The sequence below is a fragment of the Cellulomonas sp. McL0606 genome (genome assembly GCF_058248365.1).
In genome coordinates this window covers 827347-842845 of the sequence record NZ_CM177779.1, presented here as the reverse complement: position 1 = coordinate 842845, position 15499 = coordinate 827347, and the positions used below count along the sequence as shown (strand labels likewise).

Annotated in this window: 15 protein-coding genes and 1 pseudogene; 7 read left to right on the top strand and 9 right to left on the bottom strand. The window is 72.4% G+C overall.

Translation table 11 applies throughout. The features are described 5' to 3' along the window. Positions 1 to 29 precede the first annotated feature (29 nt). From AC38ZX_RS04350 to AC38ZX_RS04330, 5 genes are all read left to right on the top strand, one after another. On the top strand, positions 30 to 872 hold the full coding sequence (locus AC38ZX_RS04350) for a purine-nucleoside phosphorylase (protein WP_491296459.1): 843 nt from the start codon (positions 30 to 32) through the stop codon (positions 870 to 872). 37 nt (positions 873 to 909) lie between these two features. Next, positions 910 to 2763: a phospho-sugar mutase gene (locus AC38ZX_RS04345; RefSeq protein WP_491296458.1), complete on the top strand. Its 1854-nt coding sequence runs from the start codon at positions 910 to 912 to the stop codon at positions 2761 to 2763. 69 nt (positions 2764 to 2832) lie between these two features. Then, positions 2833 to 3837 carry a deoxyribose-phosphate aldolase gene (gene deoC / locus AC38ZX_RS04340; protein ID WP_491296457.1) on the top strand — a complete coding sequence of 335 codons (1005 nt, stop codon included), beginning with the start codon at positions 2833 to 2835 and terminating at the stop codon, positions 3835 to 3837. A gap of 9 nt (positions 3838 to 3846) precedes the next feature. Beyond that, positions 3847 to 5289: an aldehyde dehydrogenase family protein gene (locus AC38ZX_RS04335; protein WP_491296455.1), complete on the top strand. Its 1443-nt coding sequence runs from the start codon at positions 3847 to 3849 to the stop codon at positions 5287 to 5289. Further along, entirely contained in the window at positions 5286 to 6134 is an 849-nt protein-coding gene (locus tag AC38ZX_RS04330) for an aldehyde dehydrogenase family protein (RefSeq protein WP_426594626.1), read from the top strand. Before AC38ZX_RS04335 ends, AC38ZX_RS04330 begins: the two co-directional genes overlap by 4 nt. A gap of 57 nt (positions 6135 to 6191) precedes the next feature. Here the strand turns inward: AC38ZX_RS04330 and AC38ZX_RS04325 are convergent, their stop codons facing one another. Continuing rightward, positions 6192 to 7232 (bottom strand): TDT family transporter, encoded by a 1041-nt coding sequence (locus AC38ZX_RS04325; protein WP_491296454.1) that lies wholly within the window; start codon positions 7230 to 7232, stop codon positions 6192 to 6194. A 93-nt stretch (positions 7233 to 7325) separates the two neighbouring features. On the opposite strand from AC38ZX_RS04325, the gene AC38ZX_RS04320 reads away from it, so the two are divergent. Next, the gene (locus AC38ZX_RS04320; RefSeq protein WP_491296453.1) at positions 7326 to 7709 is read left to right on the top strand and encodes a LysR family transcriptional regulator; all 384 of its coding nucleotides are present in this window, start codon (positions 7326 to 7328) and stop codon (positions 7707 to 7709) included. Next, positions 7673 to 8227, top strand: coding sequence for a LysR substrate-binding domain-containing protein (locus AC38ZX_RS04315; protein WP_491296452.1), 555 nt, complete (start codon positions 7673 to 7675; stop codon positions 8225 to 8227). Before AC38ZX_RS04320 ends, AC38ZX_RS04315 begins: the two co-directional genes overlap by 37 nt. 9 nt (positions 8228 to 8236) lie before the next feature. On the opposite strand, the gene AC38ZX_RS04310 is transcribed toward AC38ZX_RS04315, so the two are convergent. From AC38ZX_RS04310 to AC38ZX_RS04275, 8 genes and pseudogenes are all read right to left on the bottom strand, one after another. After that, complete coding sequence (locus AC38ZX_RS04310) at positions 8237 to 9244, bottom strand: adenosine deaminase (protein ID WP_491297295.1); 1008 nt, start codon at positions 9242 to 9244, stop codon at positions 8237 to 8239. Next, positions 9241 to 9384, bottom strand: a complete 144-nt coding sequence (locus AC38ZX_RS04305; RefSeq protein WP_491296451.1) for a hypothetical protein — start codon at positions 9382 to 9384, stop codon at positions 9241 to 9243. Before AC38ZX_RS04305 ends, AC38ZX_RS04310 begins: the two co-directional genes overlap by 4 nt. Positions 9385 to 9413: 29 nt before the next feature. Next, the gene (locus tag AC38ZX_RS04300; protein WP_426594622.1) at positions 9414 to 9626 is read right to left on the bottom strand and encodes a hypothetical protein; all 213 of its coding nucleotides are present in this window, start codon (positions 9624 to 9626) and stop codon (positions 9414 to 9416) included. A gap of 69 nt (positions 9627 to 9695) precedes the next feature. After that, on the bottom strand, positions 9696 to 10979 hold the full coding sequence (locus AC38ZX_RS04295) for a thymidine phosphorylase (RefSeq protein ID WP_491296450.1): 1284 nt from the start codon (positions 10977 to 10979) through the stop codon (positions 9696 to 9698). Further along, positions 10976 to 11327: pseudogene (locus tag AC38ZX_RS04290) on the bottom strand (cytidine deaminase). Before AC38ZX_RS04290 ends, AC38ZX_RS04295 begins: the two are co-directional and overlap by 4 nt. A gap of 67 nt (positions 11328 to 11394) precedes the next feature. Then, positions 11395 to 12678 carry an ABC transporter permease gene (locus tag AC38ZX_RS04285; RefSeq protein WP_426594620.1) on the bottom strand — a complete coding sequence of 428 codons (1284 nt, stop codon included), beginning with the start codon at positions 12676 to 12678 and terminating at the stop codon, positions 11395 to 11397. Further along, positions 12675 to 13904 (bottom strand): ABC transporter permease, encoded by a 1230-nt coding sequence (locus AC38ZX_RS04280; protein ID WP_491296449.1) that lies wholly within the window; start codon positions 13902 to 13904, stop codon positions 12675 to 12677. Before AC38ZX_RS04280 ends, AC38ZX_RS04285 begins: the two co-directional genes overlap by 4 nt. Before the next feature lie 9 nt (positions 13905 to 13913). Next, on the bottom strand, positions 13914 to 15476 hold the full coding sequence (locus tag AC38ZX_RS04275; protein WP_491296448.1) for an ABC transporter ATP-binding protein: 1563 nt from the start codon (positions 15474 to 15476) through the stop codon (positions 13914 to 13916). Positions 15477 to 15499: the final 23 nt, after the last annotated feature.

The following is a 15499-nucleotide window of genomic DNA, read 5'->3' as shown; positions in this document are numbered from 1 at the left end:
CCGCCGGGCCAGCGGGTTAGCCTTCGACCATGAGCCACGTCACATCCCTGGACGACCCGACGACAGACCCGTTCGACGTCGCGAGGGCCGCCGCGGCGTACATCGCCGAGGCGACCGGCGTACCGACGCACGACGTCGCCCTCGTGCTCGGCTCGGGCTGGGGCGGTGCGGCCGACCTGCTGGGCGAGACCGTCGCGGAGCTGCCGAGCGACAAGGTGCCGGGCTTCTCCAAGCCTGCGGTCGTGGGGCACGTGGGCACGATCCGCTCCATCCGGATCGGAGGGTCGTTGGGAAGCTCCGCCAAGCACGCACTCGTCCTGGGGAGCCGCACGCACCTCTACGAGGGCCGGGGGGTGCGGCGCGTGGTGCACGGTGTGCGCACCGCCGCGGCGGCGGGTGCATCGACCATCGTGCTCACCAACGGGTGCGGCGGCCTCAACCCCGCCTGGGCCCCCGGCACTCCCGTCCTGATCAGCGACCACATCAACCTCACCGCGACCTCGCCGCTCGAGGGTGCGACGTTCGTGGACCTGACGGACCTGTACTCGTCGCGGCTGCGGGCGATCGCCCGCCGGGTCGACGCCTCGCTCGACGAGGGTGTCTACGTGCAGTTCCCCGGGCCGCACTACGAGACGCCGGCCGAGGTGCAGATGGCGGGCCGCATCGGCGGAGACCTGGTCGGCATGTCGACGTCGCTCGAGGCGATCGCGGCCCGGCACGCCGGGCTCGAGGTGCTCGGCATCTCACTGGTCACCAACCTCGCCGCCGGCATCAGCCCTGTTCCGCTCAGCCACGCGGAGGTGCTCGAGGCGGGCGCGGCGGCCGGTCCGCGGATCAGCGCCCTGCTCGCCGAGATCGTCCGCCACCTCTGAGGGAGCGCCCACCGGCGGGCGTGAGTAGTTTGGCCCCATGACCGGCGACGATGCGTGGGCAGACCTCCGGACGCGCGTGCAGGCATGGATCGACGATGATCCCGATCCCCAGACGGCCGACGAGCTCCGTGCGCTGCTGACGCTGGCCGACGCGCAACGCCCCGACACCCCCGAGCCCGACCCGACGCAGCGGCAGGTGATCGACGCCCGCCGCGCGGCCCGCGCCGAGCTGGCCGACCGGTTCACCGGGCTCCTGCAGTTCGGCACCGCGGGCCTGCGCGGGCGGCTCGGAGCGGGTCCGCACCGGATGAACCGCGCGGTCGTCATCCGCGCAGCCTCCGGGCTGGCGGACTACCTGCTGGGCGAGCTGGACGGCGTGCACCCGCGACCGCGCGTCGTCATCGGGTACGACGCCCGCCACCGGTCGGTGGACTTCGCGCGCGACTCGGCGGCCGTGCTGACCGCGGTCGGCATCGAGGTGCTGGTCCTGCCGGAGTCGCTGCCCACCCCGGTGCTGGCGTTCGCGGTGCGGCACCTGGACGCCGACGCGGGGATCATGGTCACGGCGTCGCACAACCCCCGCGAGGACAACGGCTACAAGGTCTACCTGGGCGGCCGGGTGGTCACCGACTCGGGCCAGGGCTCGCAGATCGTGCCGCCGGCCGACGCCGCGATCGCCGCCGAGATCGCGCACGTGCCGTCGGTCGCGTCCGTGCCGAGGACGACGAACGGCTGGACCATGCTCGGCTTCGACGTGCTCGACGCCTACGTCGACGCGGTCGTGGCGCTGGCGCCCACCGACGAGGCGAGCCGCGCCGCCGCGGCCCGGCTGAAGATCGTGCTCACGCCGCTGCACGGGGTGGGCGGCGAGGTGGCCCAGCGGGTGCTCGAGCGGGCCGGGTTCGCTCACGTCGTGATCGTGCCGGAGCAGTTCGAGCCGGACCCCGACTTCCCGTCGATCGCGTTCCCGAACCCCGAGGAGCCGGGCGCGATCGACATGGCCACCGGCCTGGCCAGCGACGAGGGCGCCCATCTGGTGCTCGCTCTCGACCCGGACGCGGACCGGTGCGCCGTCGCCGTGCAGGATCCGCGGCACCGCAGCCATCGCGGTCCCGACACCGCCGAGGCCGAGGGCTGGCGCATGCTGCACGGTGACGAGACCGGGGCACTGCTGGGCACGGCGATGGCCGCCCGCTGGCTCGCCGCCGACGCGGAGCCGGACGCCACGACCCCGACGTTCGCCAGCTCGATCGTCTCGTCGCGCCTGCTCGGCAAGATCGCCGCGTCGGCAGGTCTCGGCTACGCGCAGACGCTCACGGGGTTCAAGTGGATCTCCCGCGTCGACCACCTGGCGTTCGGGTACGAGGAGGCGCTGGGCTACTGCGTCGACCCGGGCAACGTCCGCGACAAGGACGGCATCTCCGCGGCGCTGCTGATGGCCGGGCTGGCGGCACGGCTGCACGCCGAGGGCCGCACGCTGATCGATGCCCTCGACGACATCGCGCGCACCCACGGCCTGCACCTGACCGACCAGGTGTCGGCCCGGTTCACGGCGCAGGACCAGATCCTCCCGCTGGTGCACGGGGTGAGGCGGCGGCCCCCGACGACGTTGGGCGGCTCGCGTGTGATCCAGGTGGTCGACCTGGCCGCCGGTACCGAGGACGACCGCGACGGCCTGCCGGCCACCGACGGCCTGCGCCTGCTGACCGAGGACGGCACGCGCGTCGTCGTGCGCCCGAGCGGCACCGAGCCCAAGGTCAAGGCGTACCTGGAGGTCATCCAGCCGGTGGGCTCGCACGCCGACCGCGCGGCACTGAGCCACGCGCGCGAGGAGGCTCGCCGGCGGCTGGACGCGGTCGCCGCCGACGTCCGGGCGACCCTCGGGATCTAGGTGCGCCCGGCGCGCTCCGGTGAGCGAAGATGAACCTGTGAGGACGAGCGAGAACGCACGAGGCAGAGCATGACCGGCACCGAGATCGCACCGAGCGAGCGAGCCGTCGCGCTCCTCGGCGGTGAGGCGAACGACGCCAACCTGCGTCGCTACCTGCACGGCATCCCGGGCGTCGACGCGGTCGGCCTCGAGCAGCGCGCCGCCGGGCTGGGCACGCGGTCCATCAAGACGACCTCGAAGGCGTGGGCGCTGGACCGGATCATCGGGCTCATCGACCTGACCACCCTCGAGGGCGCCGACACGCCCGGCAAGGTGCGGTCCCTCGTCGCGAAGGCCGTGACCCCGGACCCCGCCGACCCGACGTGCCCGCGGGTCGCGGCGGTCTGCGTGTACGGCGACATGGTCCCGCACGCGGTCGAGGCGCTCGGTGCGCTGCACGGAGACCCCGCCACCGGCAAGATCGCGGTCGCCGCGGTCGCCACCGCGTTCCCCAGCGGTCGCGCGTCGCGGTCCATCAAGCTCGAGGACACGGCCGACGCCGTCGCCGCCGGTGCCGACGAGATCGACATGGTCATCGACCGCGGCGCGTTCCTGGCCGGCCGCTACGGGCAGGTCTACGACGAGATCGTCGCGGTCAAGGAAGCCTGCCGACGCGCCGACGGCACGTATGCGCACCTCAAGGTCATCCTCGAGACCGGCGAGCTGAACACCTACGACAACGTCCGCCGGGCAAGCTGGCTTGGCATCCTGGCAGGCGGCGACTTCATCAAGACGTCGACCGGCAAGGTCGCGCCCGCGGCCACGCTGCCGGTCACGCTGCTCATGCTCGAGGTGGTCCGCGACTGGTTCCGGCTCTCCGGGCAGAAGATCGGTGTGAAGCCCGCGGGCGGCATCCGCGCCTCGAAGGACGCGATCAAGTACCTGGTGACCGTCGCCGAGACGGCCGGCGAGGAGTGGCTGACGCCGGAGCTGTTCCGGTTCGGCGCCTCCAGCCTGCTCAACGACGTGCTCCTGCAGCGCCAGAAGGTGACGACCGGTCACTACTCCGGTCCCGACTACGTGACGATCGACTGAGGACCCCTGATGACCTTCCTGGAGTACGCACCGGCGCCGGAGTCGCAGGCGATCCTCAGCCTGCGCAGCGAGTACGGGCTGTTCGTCGGCGGTGAGTTCCGGGCCGGCAACGGGACGCCGTTCTCGTCGATCAACCCGGCCACCGAGAAGCACATCGCGACGATCGCGACGGCGTCCGAGGCCGATGTGGACGCCGCCGTCGCGGCCGCTCGCAAGGCCTACGACACGACGTGGTCCCGCCTGAGCGGCGCTGACCGCGGCAAGTACCTGTTCCGCATCGCGCGCCTGCTCCAGGAGCGCTCGCGCGAGCTGGCCGTGGCCGAGAGCCTGGACAACGGCAAGCCGATCAAGGAGTCCCGCGACGTCGACGTGCCGCTGGTCGCCGCCTGGTTCTTCTACTACGCCGGCTGGGCGGACAAGCTCGACCACGTCGGCCTCGGTTCGGCGCCCCGTCCGCTCGGGGTCGCCGCCCAGGTGATCCCGTGGAACTTCCCGCTGCTGATGCTCGCGTGGAAGATCGCCCCGGCGCTGGCCGCGGGCAACACCGTGGTGCTCAAGCCGGCCGAGACCACGTCGCTGACCGCGTTGCTGTTCGCCGAGATCGTGCAGCAGGCCGACCTGCCGCCGGGCGTCGTCAACATCGTCACGGGCGCGGGCGCGACCGGTGCCGCGCTGGTCGGGCACGGCGACGTCGACAAGGTGGCGTTCACGGGCTCCACGGACGTCGGGCGGGCGATCGCCAAGCAGGTGGCCGGCACGCGCAAGAAGCTCACGCTGGAGCTGGGTGGCAAGGCGGCGAACATCGTGTTCGACGACGCGCCCATCGACCAGGCCATCGAGGGCATCGTCAACGGCATCTTCTTCAACCAGGGCCACGTCTGCTGCGCGGGAAGCCGCCTGCTGGTCCAGGAGTCGGTGCACGAGGAGGTCGTCTCCCGGTTGAAGGACCGCCTGTCGACGTTGCGCCTGGGCGACCCCTTGGACAAGAACACGGACATCGGGGCGATCAACAGCGCGGAGCAGCTCGAGCGCATCCGGACGCTGAGCGACATCGGCGAGGCCGAGGGCGCCGACCGGTGGACCGCCGCGTGCGAGATCCCCGCGAACGGGTTCTGGTTCGCACCGACGATCTTCGACAACGTCTCGACGAGCCACCGGATCGCCCGCGAGGAGATCTTCGGACCCGTGCTCTCGGTCCTGACGTTCCGCACCCCCGCCGAGGCGATCGCCAAGGCCAACAACACGCCGTACGGCCTGTCGGCAGGCATCTGGACCGACAAGGGCAGCCGCATCCTGGCCGTCGCCGACAAGCTGCGCGCCGGCGTGATCTGGGCCAACACGTTCAACCGGTTCGACCCGGCCAGCCCGTTCGGCGGGTACAAGGAGTCCGGTTACGGCCGCGAGGGCGGCCGGCACGGGATCGCCGCCTACCTGAAGGGGGCAGACGCGTGAGCCGCCTCGCCGTTCCCAAGACGTACAAGCTCTACATCGGCGGCGCGTTCCCGCGCAGCGAGTCGGGCCGCACGTACGAGATCGCCAGCGCCAAGGGCGCGTTCCTGGCCAACGCCGCCAAGGCGTCCCGCAAGGACGCGCGCGACGCGGTCGTGGCCGCCCGTGCCGCACAGGGCGGCTGGTCGGGCGCGACCGCGTACAACCGCGGGCAGGTGCTCTACCGGATCGCGGAGCTGCTCGAGGGCCGGCGCGAGCAGTTCGTCGCGGAGATCGTCGACGCCGAGGGTGTCTCGTCGGCCAAGGCGACCGCACAGGTGGACGCCGCCATCGACCGGTGGGTCTGGTACGCGGGCTGGGCGGACAAGTACGCGCAGGTCTCCGGGAACGCCAACCCCGTCTCCGGCCCGTACTTCAACCTCTCGGTGCCCGAACCCACGGGCGTCGTGGCGATCGTCGCGCCGCAGGACTCGTCGCTGCTCGGGCTCGTGTCCGTCGTCGCGCCCGCCCTGGTGGCCGGCAACACGGTCGTCGTGGTGGCGTCGGAGAGACTGCCGCTGTCCGCGATCAGCCTCGCCGAGGTGCTCGCGACGAGCGACGTGCCCAAGGGCGTGGTCAACGTGCTCACCGGGTCGCCGGCCGAGATCGCGCCCTGGCTCGCCAGCCACGCCGACGTCAACGGTCTGGACCTCGCCGGTGCGGGCGACCTCGACTGGGTCGACCTGCAGATCGCCGCCGCCGACACGCTGAAGCGCGTCCTGCCCCCGGAGGAGGTCGGTCAGTCGCTGGGCCGCATCACGGCCTTCACGGAGACCAAGACCGTCTGGCACACGAAGGGCCTGATCTAGGCGCGGTCCCACGACGGAGACCCCCCGCCGCCGGGTCGGTGCGGCGTGCCCGGGGTCTCAGGCCAGCAGGGTGCGCGCACGGCGTGCCGTGAGGACGCCCACGACGAGCCACGCGGTCACCAGCCCGACGTACAGGACGACCGCCCACGACGCGAGCACCGCCCACCCGGTCGCCGCGGCCAGGGCGCTCGTGCCGGTGACCACCGTGCCGAGCGGGAACGTGAAGCTCCACCACGGCAGCCCGAACGGCGGCCGCGCGCGGACGGTGATCACCGCGACGACCGCGAGCCACGCCATGGCGGCGGCCCAGGCGACCAGCCCGTACGCCAGCCCGAACGTCCGCGCGCCCGGGCCTGCGACCAGGCCGAGAAGGTGGGCCGCGGTGATCGACTGGCCGAGCGGGCCCAGCACGATCCAGAGGGTCGGCACCAGCGCCGCCGGCCCGGGGCCGTGCGCGACCAGGCGCCGCAGCACGAGGGGGATCACGACGGCGCTCGCCAGGAGCGAGAAGCCGAACAGGCCGTAGCAGAGCACGACCATGGCGTGGCGGCCCGGACCGGGTGCCAGGTGCGCGGCGAGGAGGGCGCCCGTGGCCGCCGAGACCATCGGGGGCACGACGGGCATCAACCAGCCGCCGAACGCTCTGCCGGCGCCGCGTACGACGGGCAGGAGCGCGGCGCACACCAGCCCCCCGAGCGTGCCGACGACCCACAGGACCCAGGCGATCGTGAGGGCCGCAGGAAGCCCGATCAGGTCACGCCCGAGAAGCAGGGTCCCGGTCGCGACGGTGAGCAGCGACATCGGCATCGCACCGTAGAAGTTGCCCATCACGGGGTGCCGCAGGTGGGCGCGGGCCTCGACCGGGTGCAGCCGCCAGTGCGTCACGGTCGCGACCGTCACGGCGACGAGCAACCCCACGGCGAGCAGCCAGACCAGCAGCGCGACGGTGTGCAGCCCCGTCACCTGGTGCGGCAGCGTGACGGCCGCGTCGGCGACGATGCCCGTGCCCATGACCGTGGCGTACCAGTTGGGTCCGACGGCCGAGAGGCGTCGAGGAGGGGTGGCGACAACTGCCGGCCGCTCGAGGATCGAGGTCATGCGTCCAGCGTGCGGTCGAGCCGCGCTCCGCAGTAGACGGCTCGAGCTGATCGAGTCATCAGCCCGCCTGATGGCCGGGCATACACTGGGCTGATGGGCCTGACCCACGTCCCCGACCTCGACTCGCTCGAGCTGCTCATCCGCGTCGCGTCGACCGGCAGCCTCGGTCAAGCGGCGCTCGCCCACGGCATCAGCCAGCCCGCCGTCTCGGCGCGGATCAAGGGCATGGAACGGCTGGTCGGGTTCCCGTTGGTCACCCGCAGCGCACGCGGCTCGACGCTGACCACGCAGGGTTCCCTGCTGGCCGACTGGGCCCGCGACGTTCTGGCCGCCGCCGAGGCCCTCGAGGCAGGGATCGGCTCGCTGCGGCACGATCGCCAGGGTCGGCTCCGGGTGGCGGCGAGCCTGACCGTGGCCGAGCAGCCCTGCCGCTCTGGCTCGTGCGTCTCGCCGCCGCGCACCCCGAGACCGCGGTGAGCCTCTCGGCCCTGAACAGCGCCGACGTCGCCGCCGGAGTGCTGGACGGATCGGCCGACCTGGGCTTCGTCGAAGGACCGCACCTGCCCGGCGGCCTCGATGCGCAGACGGTCGCCCGCGATCGGCTCGTCGTCGTGGTGGCTCCCGGGCACCCGTGGGCCCGTCTGCGACGTCCCCTGGCCCCCGAGACGCTCGCGGCGACCCGCCTGGTCCAGCGCGAGCCGACCTCGGGCACGCGCACGGCGCTCGAGACCGCCCTGCAGCCGTGGGCGCCGCTGGCGGTCCCGCTGCTCGAGCTGGCGAACACGAGCGCGCTGCGGTCCGCGGTCGCTGCCGGTGCCGGGCCCGCGGTGCTCAGTGAGCTCGCTGTCGCCGACGACGTGACCGCGGGCCGGATGGTCCGGGTGCCCGTCCGCGACCTCGACCTGACGCGGTCGCTGCGCGCCGTGTGGCCCCGCGGTCAGCGTCCGACGGGCTCGGCGCGGGACCTGCTCGCGATCGCCGCGACGCGTTCCTAGTCAGGACGCCTAGGCGCGGTGCCGACCGGGACGCGCGGCCGAGTACGCCGGCAGGAGGACCGTCTCGATGAGGGCCTGGCGCTCGTCGTGGTGCAGGAACGTGTGCGAGGCGGCGGTGACCGCGACGTCGCGCAGGTCGTCCAACGTCCAGCCGGCCTGCTCGACCAGCAGCGTCAGCTCGCGGGTCAGCGTGGTCCGGGACTGCAGCCGGTTGTCGGTGTTCACCGTGACCGCGAAACCCAGACGCTTGAGCCGGGTCACCGGGTGCTCGGCGATCGAGGCCGCGCCGCCGGTCTGCAGGTTCGAGGACGGGCACAGCTCGAGCGGGATGCGCCGGTCCCGGACCCAGTGCGCCAGCAGCCCGAGGTTGTCGCCCAGCTCGTCGACGGTGATGTCCTCGACGAGCCGGACCCCGTGCCCGATACGGGCCGCCTGCGCGAGGTGCACGGCCTCCGCCAGCGAGTCGTAGCCCGCGGCCTCGCCGGCGTGGACGGTGACCGGGAAGTTCGCGTCCCGGAGCGTGTGGAAGGCGGAGATGTGCCGCGACGGCGGGAAGCCGTCCTCGGCGCCCGCGATGTCGAACCCCACCACGCCGTTGTCACGGTTGGCCAGCGTCAGCTCCGCGATCTCGTCCCACCGGTCGGCGTGCCGCATCGCGGTGACCAGGGTGCCGATGCGGATCGAGTGCCCCTGCGCGGCGGCCTCGGCCACCCCCTCGGCGAACCCGGCCTGCACGGCGTCGACCACCTGCTGGAGCGACAGCCCCTGCTGCAGGTGCTGCTCGGGCGCATACCGCTGCTCGGCGTAGACCACGCCGTCCGCAGCCAGGTCGATCGCGGACTCGCGCGCGACGCGGCGCAGGTGCTCCTCGGTCTGCATCACGGCGATCGTGTGGTCGAACGTCTCGAGGTAGCGGGGCAGCGTGCCCGAGGACGCGGCGTCGTAGAACCAGGTGCGCAGCTCCTCGGCGTCGGTGGCGGGCAGCTCGTGACCCGCCTCGGCGGCCATCTCGATCATGCTCTGCGGGCGCAGACCACCGTCGAGATGGTCGTGCAGCAGCACCTTGGGGAGCTGGGGATGATCGCGAGGAGGTCGTCGGCGGGCGCGACGGTGTCGTCGGCGGGCACGACGGCGGGGGACTCGGCGGGGGCGCTCATGGCCTCACCGTACCGAATTGCCCCCTATGTCACTCCGCGCCGTCGTCGTCGGGCACCTCGGTGTCCTGCTCGACCACGTCGGCCTCGTCGGCCCGCCCGTCGAGGTCCGCGCGCGCGAACGCAGGCTGGTAGTCCTCGTCGTCGCTGTCATCGGTGTCGTCGACGAGGCTCACGGGCCGGTGCGGGTCCACCGGTGCCAGTCCTGCGTCGCGCCACGCGTCACTCCCGGGAACGGTGCTCATGACGTCCATCGTGCTCCCGCTGGGCGCCGAACGCACCCAGGTGCTGCGGCCTCGTCGAGACCCGTCGACTCAGGCCTCGATGCGGTCGATGACGAGCGGGCGGACCCCCACGGGCGTCCCGGCGGGGGCGATCACGACGCCGCCCTCGAGCGCCTCACGGGCGCGCGCGAACCGCTCCGGGGTGTCCGTGTGCAGGGTCAGCAGCGGCTGCCCGGCGCGGACGATGTCGCCCGGCCGCGCGTGCAGCTCGATGCCGGCGCCCGCCTGCACGGGGTCCTCCTTGCGCGCGCGACCCGCGCCGAGACGCCAGGCGGCGATGCCGACCGCGTAGGCGTCGAGCACGGTCACCGTGCCGTCGGTCTCGGCCAGCACGTGCTCGGACTCGCGCGAGACCGGCAGGGTCGCGTTCTCGTCGCCGCCCTGGGCCGCGATCATCCGCCTCCACACGTCCATCGCTCGCCCGTCTGCCAGGGCCGCGGCGGGGTCGCCGGCCACCCCGGCGGCCTCGAGCATCTCGACCGCGAGCGCGACGGTCAGCTCGACGACGTCGGCCGGACCGCCCCCGGACAGGACCTCGACCGACTCCCGCACCTCCAGCGCGTTGCCCGCGGTGAGTCCCAGCGGCGTGGACATGTCGGTGAGCAGCGCGACGGTGCGGACACCGGCGTCGGTGCCGAGGTCGACCATGGTGCGGGCCAGCTCGCGCGCGCGCTCGACGTCCTTCATGAACGCACCGGAGCCGACCTTGACGTCGAGCACCAGCGCGCCGGTCCCCTCGGCGATCTTCTTGCTCATGATCGACGCGGCGATCATCGGGATCGACTCGACGGTCCCCGTGACGTCGCGCAGCGCGTACAGCTTGCGGTCCGCCGGCGCCAGGCCGGACCCCGCCTGGCAGATGACCGCGCCGACGTCGTCGAGCTGCGCCATCATCTCGTCGTTGCTCAGCGCCGCACGCCAGCCGGGGATCGACTCCAGCTTGTCCAGGGTCCCGCCCGTGTGCCCGAGCCCGCGCCCGGACAGCTGGGGGACGGCGACGCCGAAGACCGCGACCAGCGGGGCGAGCGGCAGCGTGATCTTGTCGCCGACGCCACCCGTCGAGTGCTTGTCGGCGGTCGGCCGCGACAGCCCGGAGAAGTCGAGACGCTCGCCCGACGCGATCATCGCGGCGGTCCAGCGGGCGATCTCGGCGCGGTCCATCCCGTTGAGCAGGATCGCCATGGTCAGCGCGGACATCTGCTCCTCGGCCACCACGCCGCGCGTGTACGCGTCGACCACCCAGTCGATCTGGTCGTCGGACAGCCGGTGCCCGTCACGCTTGGCGACGATCACGTCGACGGCGTCGAAGCTCATGCCCGCTCCTCCAGGTCGGCCGGCCCGAACGCGTCCGGGAGCACCTCGGTCATCGGCTTGATCCCGTGCACCGTCTCGACGAGCAGCCGAGCCCCGCCGTGCTCCCAGAGCAGCTGACGGCACCGCCCGCAGGGCATCAGCACGTTGCCGTGCTTGTCCACGCAGGTGAACGCCACGAGCCGCCCGCCCCCGGTCACGTGCAGGCCGGACACCAGTGCGCACTCGGCGCACAGGGTGACCCCGTAGGACGCGTTCTCGACGTTGCAGCCCACGACGACGCGGCCGTCGTCGACGAGCGCGGCGGCACCCACGGGGAAGCTTCGAGTACGGCGCGTACGCCCGGTGCATGACCTCGGTGGCGGCGGACCGCAGGGCGTCCCAGTCGATGGCGGCAGTATCGGTCTCGGAAGACACGTCAACCCTTCAGGTAGGGCACGCCGGCCGCCGCGGGCCCGCGCACCCGGCCGACGAACCCGGCGACGGCGAAGATCGTCAGCAGGTACGGCAGCATCTGCATGAACTGGCTGGGCACGGGGGTGCCGAGCACGGACAGTGCGGAGGCGAGCTTCGTCGCGAAGCCGAAGAGCAGTGCCGCGCCGAGCGAGCCGATCGGCGTCCAGCGGCCCAGGATCATGGCCGCGAGCGCGATGTAGCCCTTGCCGCCCGACATCTCCTGGCCGAACGCCCCGATGTAGCCGACGGTGAAGAACGCGCCGCCGAACCCGGCCGTCGCCGACCCCCACAGGACGTTGCGCCAGCGGGTGCGGTTGACCTGGATGCCGACGGTGTCCGCCGCCTCCGGGTGCTCGCCGACCGCGCGGACCCGCAGCCCCCAGCGGGTGCGGAACAGCGCGACCGTGAGCGCGACCACGGTGACGTACATGGCGTAGACGATCAGGGTCTGCCGGAACAGGACCGGGCCGAGCACCGGGATGGAGGACAGCACCGGGATCGCGATGGGCTGCATCAGCGGCGGCGTGTTCAGGGTCTCGGCGTTCGGCTTGAGGACGGCGGCGAACAGGAAGCTCGTCAGGCCCACGGCCAGCACGTTCAGCACCACGCCGACGATGATCTGGTTCACCGCGTACTTGACCGTGAAGAGGGCCAGCAGCAGCCCGAGCAGCCAGCCCGCCACCGGCGCCGCCAGCAGGCCGATGTAGGCGTTGCCCGTGACGCTGGCGACGACCGCGGCCGCGAACGCCCCGACGAGCAGCTGTCCCTCGATCGCGATGTTCACGACGCCCGAGCGCTCGCAGAACACCCCGCCGAAAGCCCCGAACGCGATCGGCACGGCGAGCAGCAACGACCCCTGCAGCAGGTCGACCAGCGACGTCGACTTTCCCTCGACGGCCCAGACGAGGAACGCGAACACCCACATGACCCCGAACAGCCCGCTGAGCCACAGCGGCGTCCGGCGGTAGCGCAGGGCCTGGAAGAACGAGTACGCGGCGATCGCGAGGCACAGGATCGACAGGATCACGCAGGTGGCCTTGGTCGACACGACCAGGGGTGAGAGCTGGACGGCGTCCGTCCGGAACGACAGGGCGAAGGTGGACGTCAGGCCGGAGGTCGACCCGATCCCGAACGCGAGCAGCGAGATCACGCCCAGCACGGCCAGCGTGATGGGCACGCGCAGGACCGGACGGGCGGTGACCACCGGGGCCTCGGCGAGCGGCTGCCGCTCGATGACGATGCTCATGCGGTCGCTCCCTTGAGGTCGGCGCCGGGTTCGGGGAGGCGGAAGATCGTGCGGACCAGGGTCGGTGCGGCGATGAACAGGACCACGAGCGCCTGCAGCACGAGGACGATGGAGATCGGGGTGCCGGTCACCACCTCCATGAAGCGACCGCCCGCGCTCAGGCCGCCGTAGAGGAGCCCGGCGAAGAAGATGCCGAGGGGCTTCGAGCGCCCGAGCAGGGCCACGGTGATGGCGTCGAAACCGATCGTGCCCGCGATGCCGTCGGTGAGGTACTTGGACGTGCCCAGCAGCTGGACCGCACCGGCCAGCCCGGCCAGCGCACCGGAGGTGAGCATCACGTAGACGGTGATCCGCTGGACCGAGATGCCCGCGGTGCGCGACGCGTTGGGGTTGAACCCGACGGCGCGGTACTGGAACCCGATGCGCGACCGCGACATCAACCACCAGACGAACACCGCGGCGAGGATCGCGATGATGAATCCCCACGTCACGCGGTACTGCGACCCGAACAGCAGCGGCAGCTGGGCCTCGGTTCGCACGGTGCGCGACTTCGGCTCGGCGGAACCGGCGACCCGGAACGCCTGGGTGGTCAGGAACCACGCCAGCAACGAGATGGCGACGTAGTTCAGCATGATCGTGACGATGACCTCGTGCGCCCCGGTCCGCGCCTTCAGCACACCGGCGATGCCGGCCCAGAACCCGCCGGCCACCAGACCGCCGACCAGGGACACCAGCAGCGCGATCCCGGTCGGCAGGTGCCACGTGAACCCCAGGTACGCGGCGAGCGTCGCGCCGAGGATGACCTGGCCCTGGGCACCGATGTTGAACAGGCCGGCCCGGAAGGCCACGGCCACCGCGAGCGCCGCGATGATCAGCGGCGTCGCGATCGTCATGGTCTCGGTCAGGGGCCGGATGGACTTGCTGAACGTCTTGGCGTCGTAGTCGTAGACCGCCCCGCGGAACAGGGCCGTGTAGGCCTCGCTCACGGCCTGCCACGCGGCCCGGAACAGGTCACCGGGCTTGGCGAAGAAGTAGTGCGCCGCCGCGGTGACCTCGGGGTTCACCGCCGCGATGAGGATGCCGCCGATGACCAGCGCGAGCACGAACGCCAGGACAGTCACCGTCGACCCGCTCGACGACACGCGGCGCAGCCACGACGCCGCGGCGTCCTCCGTGGGGTCCTTGGGCGGCGGCGCAGCCGGCGGGGCGTCCGCCAGGTGCGGCACGCTCGTCGGTCACAGGTCGCCCTCCTCGAGCATGGTCTCGGTGGTCGGGTGCTCTGCGGCCTGCTTGCGGGCCTCGTCGAGCGGGACGCCGGCCATCATCAGGCCCAGCACGTCGCGCGGGGTGTCGCCGGGCACGACGCCGATGATCTGCCCGCGGTACATCACGGCGATCCGGTCGGCCAGCGCGCTGACCTCGTCCAGCTCGGTCGAGACGAGGATCACCGGGGTGCCCGAGTCCCGCTCCTCGACGATCCGGCGGTGCAGGAACTCGATCGATCCGACGTCGACGCCGCGCGTCGGCTGGCTCGCGATGAACAGGCGCAGCGGGCGGGACAGCGCACGCGCGACGACGACCTTCTGCTGGTTGCCGCCCGACAGGCGACCGGCGGGCTGCGTGGGCCCCTGGGTGCGGATGTCGTACTCCTCGATGCGGGCCTGGGCGTTGGCCTGCACGGCCGCCAGGTCGACGCCGAGCGGGCTGCGGAAGCGCGGATCGAAGATGAGGTCGAGGACCAGGTTCTCGGCGACGCTGAACTCCCCGACCAGCCCGTCGTGCGAGCGGTCCTCGGGGACGAAGCCGATGCCGTGGTCGAGGATCTCGCGCACCGACTTCCCCACCAGCTCCGTGCCCTCCAGGACGACCGACCCGCGCAGGGACGGCGTCAGGCCGAGGATGGTCTCGGCGAGCTCGGACTGGCCGTTGCCCTGCACACCGGCGATCGCGAGGATCTCCCCGCGGGCGAGGTCGAACGAGACACCGTCGACCACGCGCGTCCCGGCGCCGTCCAGGACGAGCAGGTCACGGACCTGCAGCACGATCTCCCCAGGCTCGGCCGGCGCCTTGTCCAGGTCGAGCATCACCGCGCGGCCGACCATCATGGCGGCCAGCTCGGACTCGTCGGCGGTCGGCTCCGCGGAGCCCACGACGCGACCGCGCCGGATGACGGTGATGACGTCCGCGACCGCCCGGACCTCTCGCAGCTTGTGCGTGATGAAGACGATCGACGTCCCGGCCGCTGCGAGCTGGCGCATGATCTCGATCAGCTCGTCGGTCTCCTGCGGCGTCAGCACCGCGGTGGGCTCGTCGAGGATGAGGACCTTCGCGTCCCGGGCCATCGCCTTGATGATCTCGACCCGCTGCTGCACGCCCACGGGGAGGTCCTCGATGCGGGCGTCCGGGTTGACGTCGAACCCGAACCGGGCGGACAGCTCGCGCACGCGGGTTCGGGCGGTGTCGAGGTCGAGCAGCCCGCCCCGGGTCGACTCGTGCCCGAGCATGACGCTCTCGGCGACGGTGAAGACCGGGACGAGCATGAAGTGCTGGTGGACCATGCCGATGCCGGCGGCCAGCGCGTCGGACGGTCCCCGGAACTTCACGGCGGTGCCGTCGACGGCGATGTCACCCTCGTCGGGCTCGTACAGCCCGAACAGGACGTTCATGAGCGTGGACTTGCCGGCCCCGTTCTCACCGAGCAGGGCGTGGATCTGCCCGGGCTCGATCACGAGGTCGATGTGGTCGTTGGCGACCAGCGGCCCGAACCGCTTGGTGATGCCCCGCAGCTCCAGCAGCACGTGCAGCCCTCCTCGGCGAACGA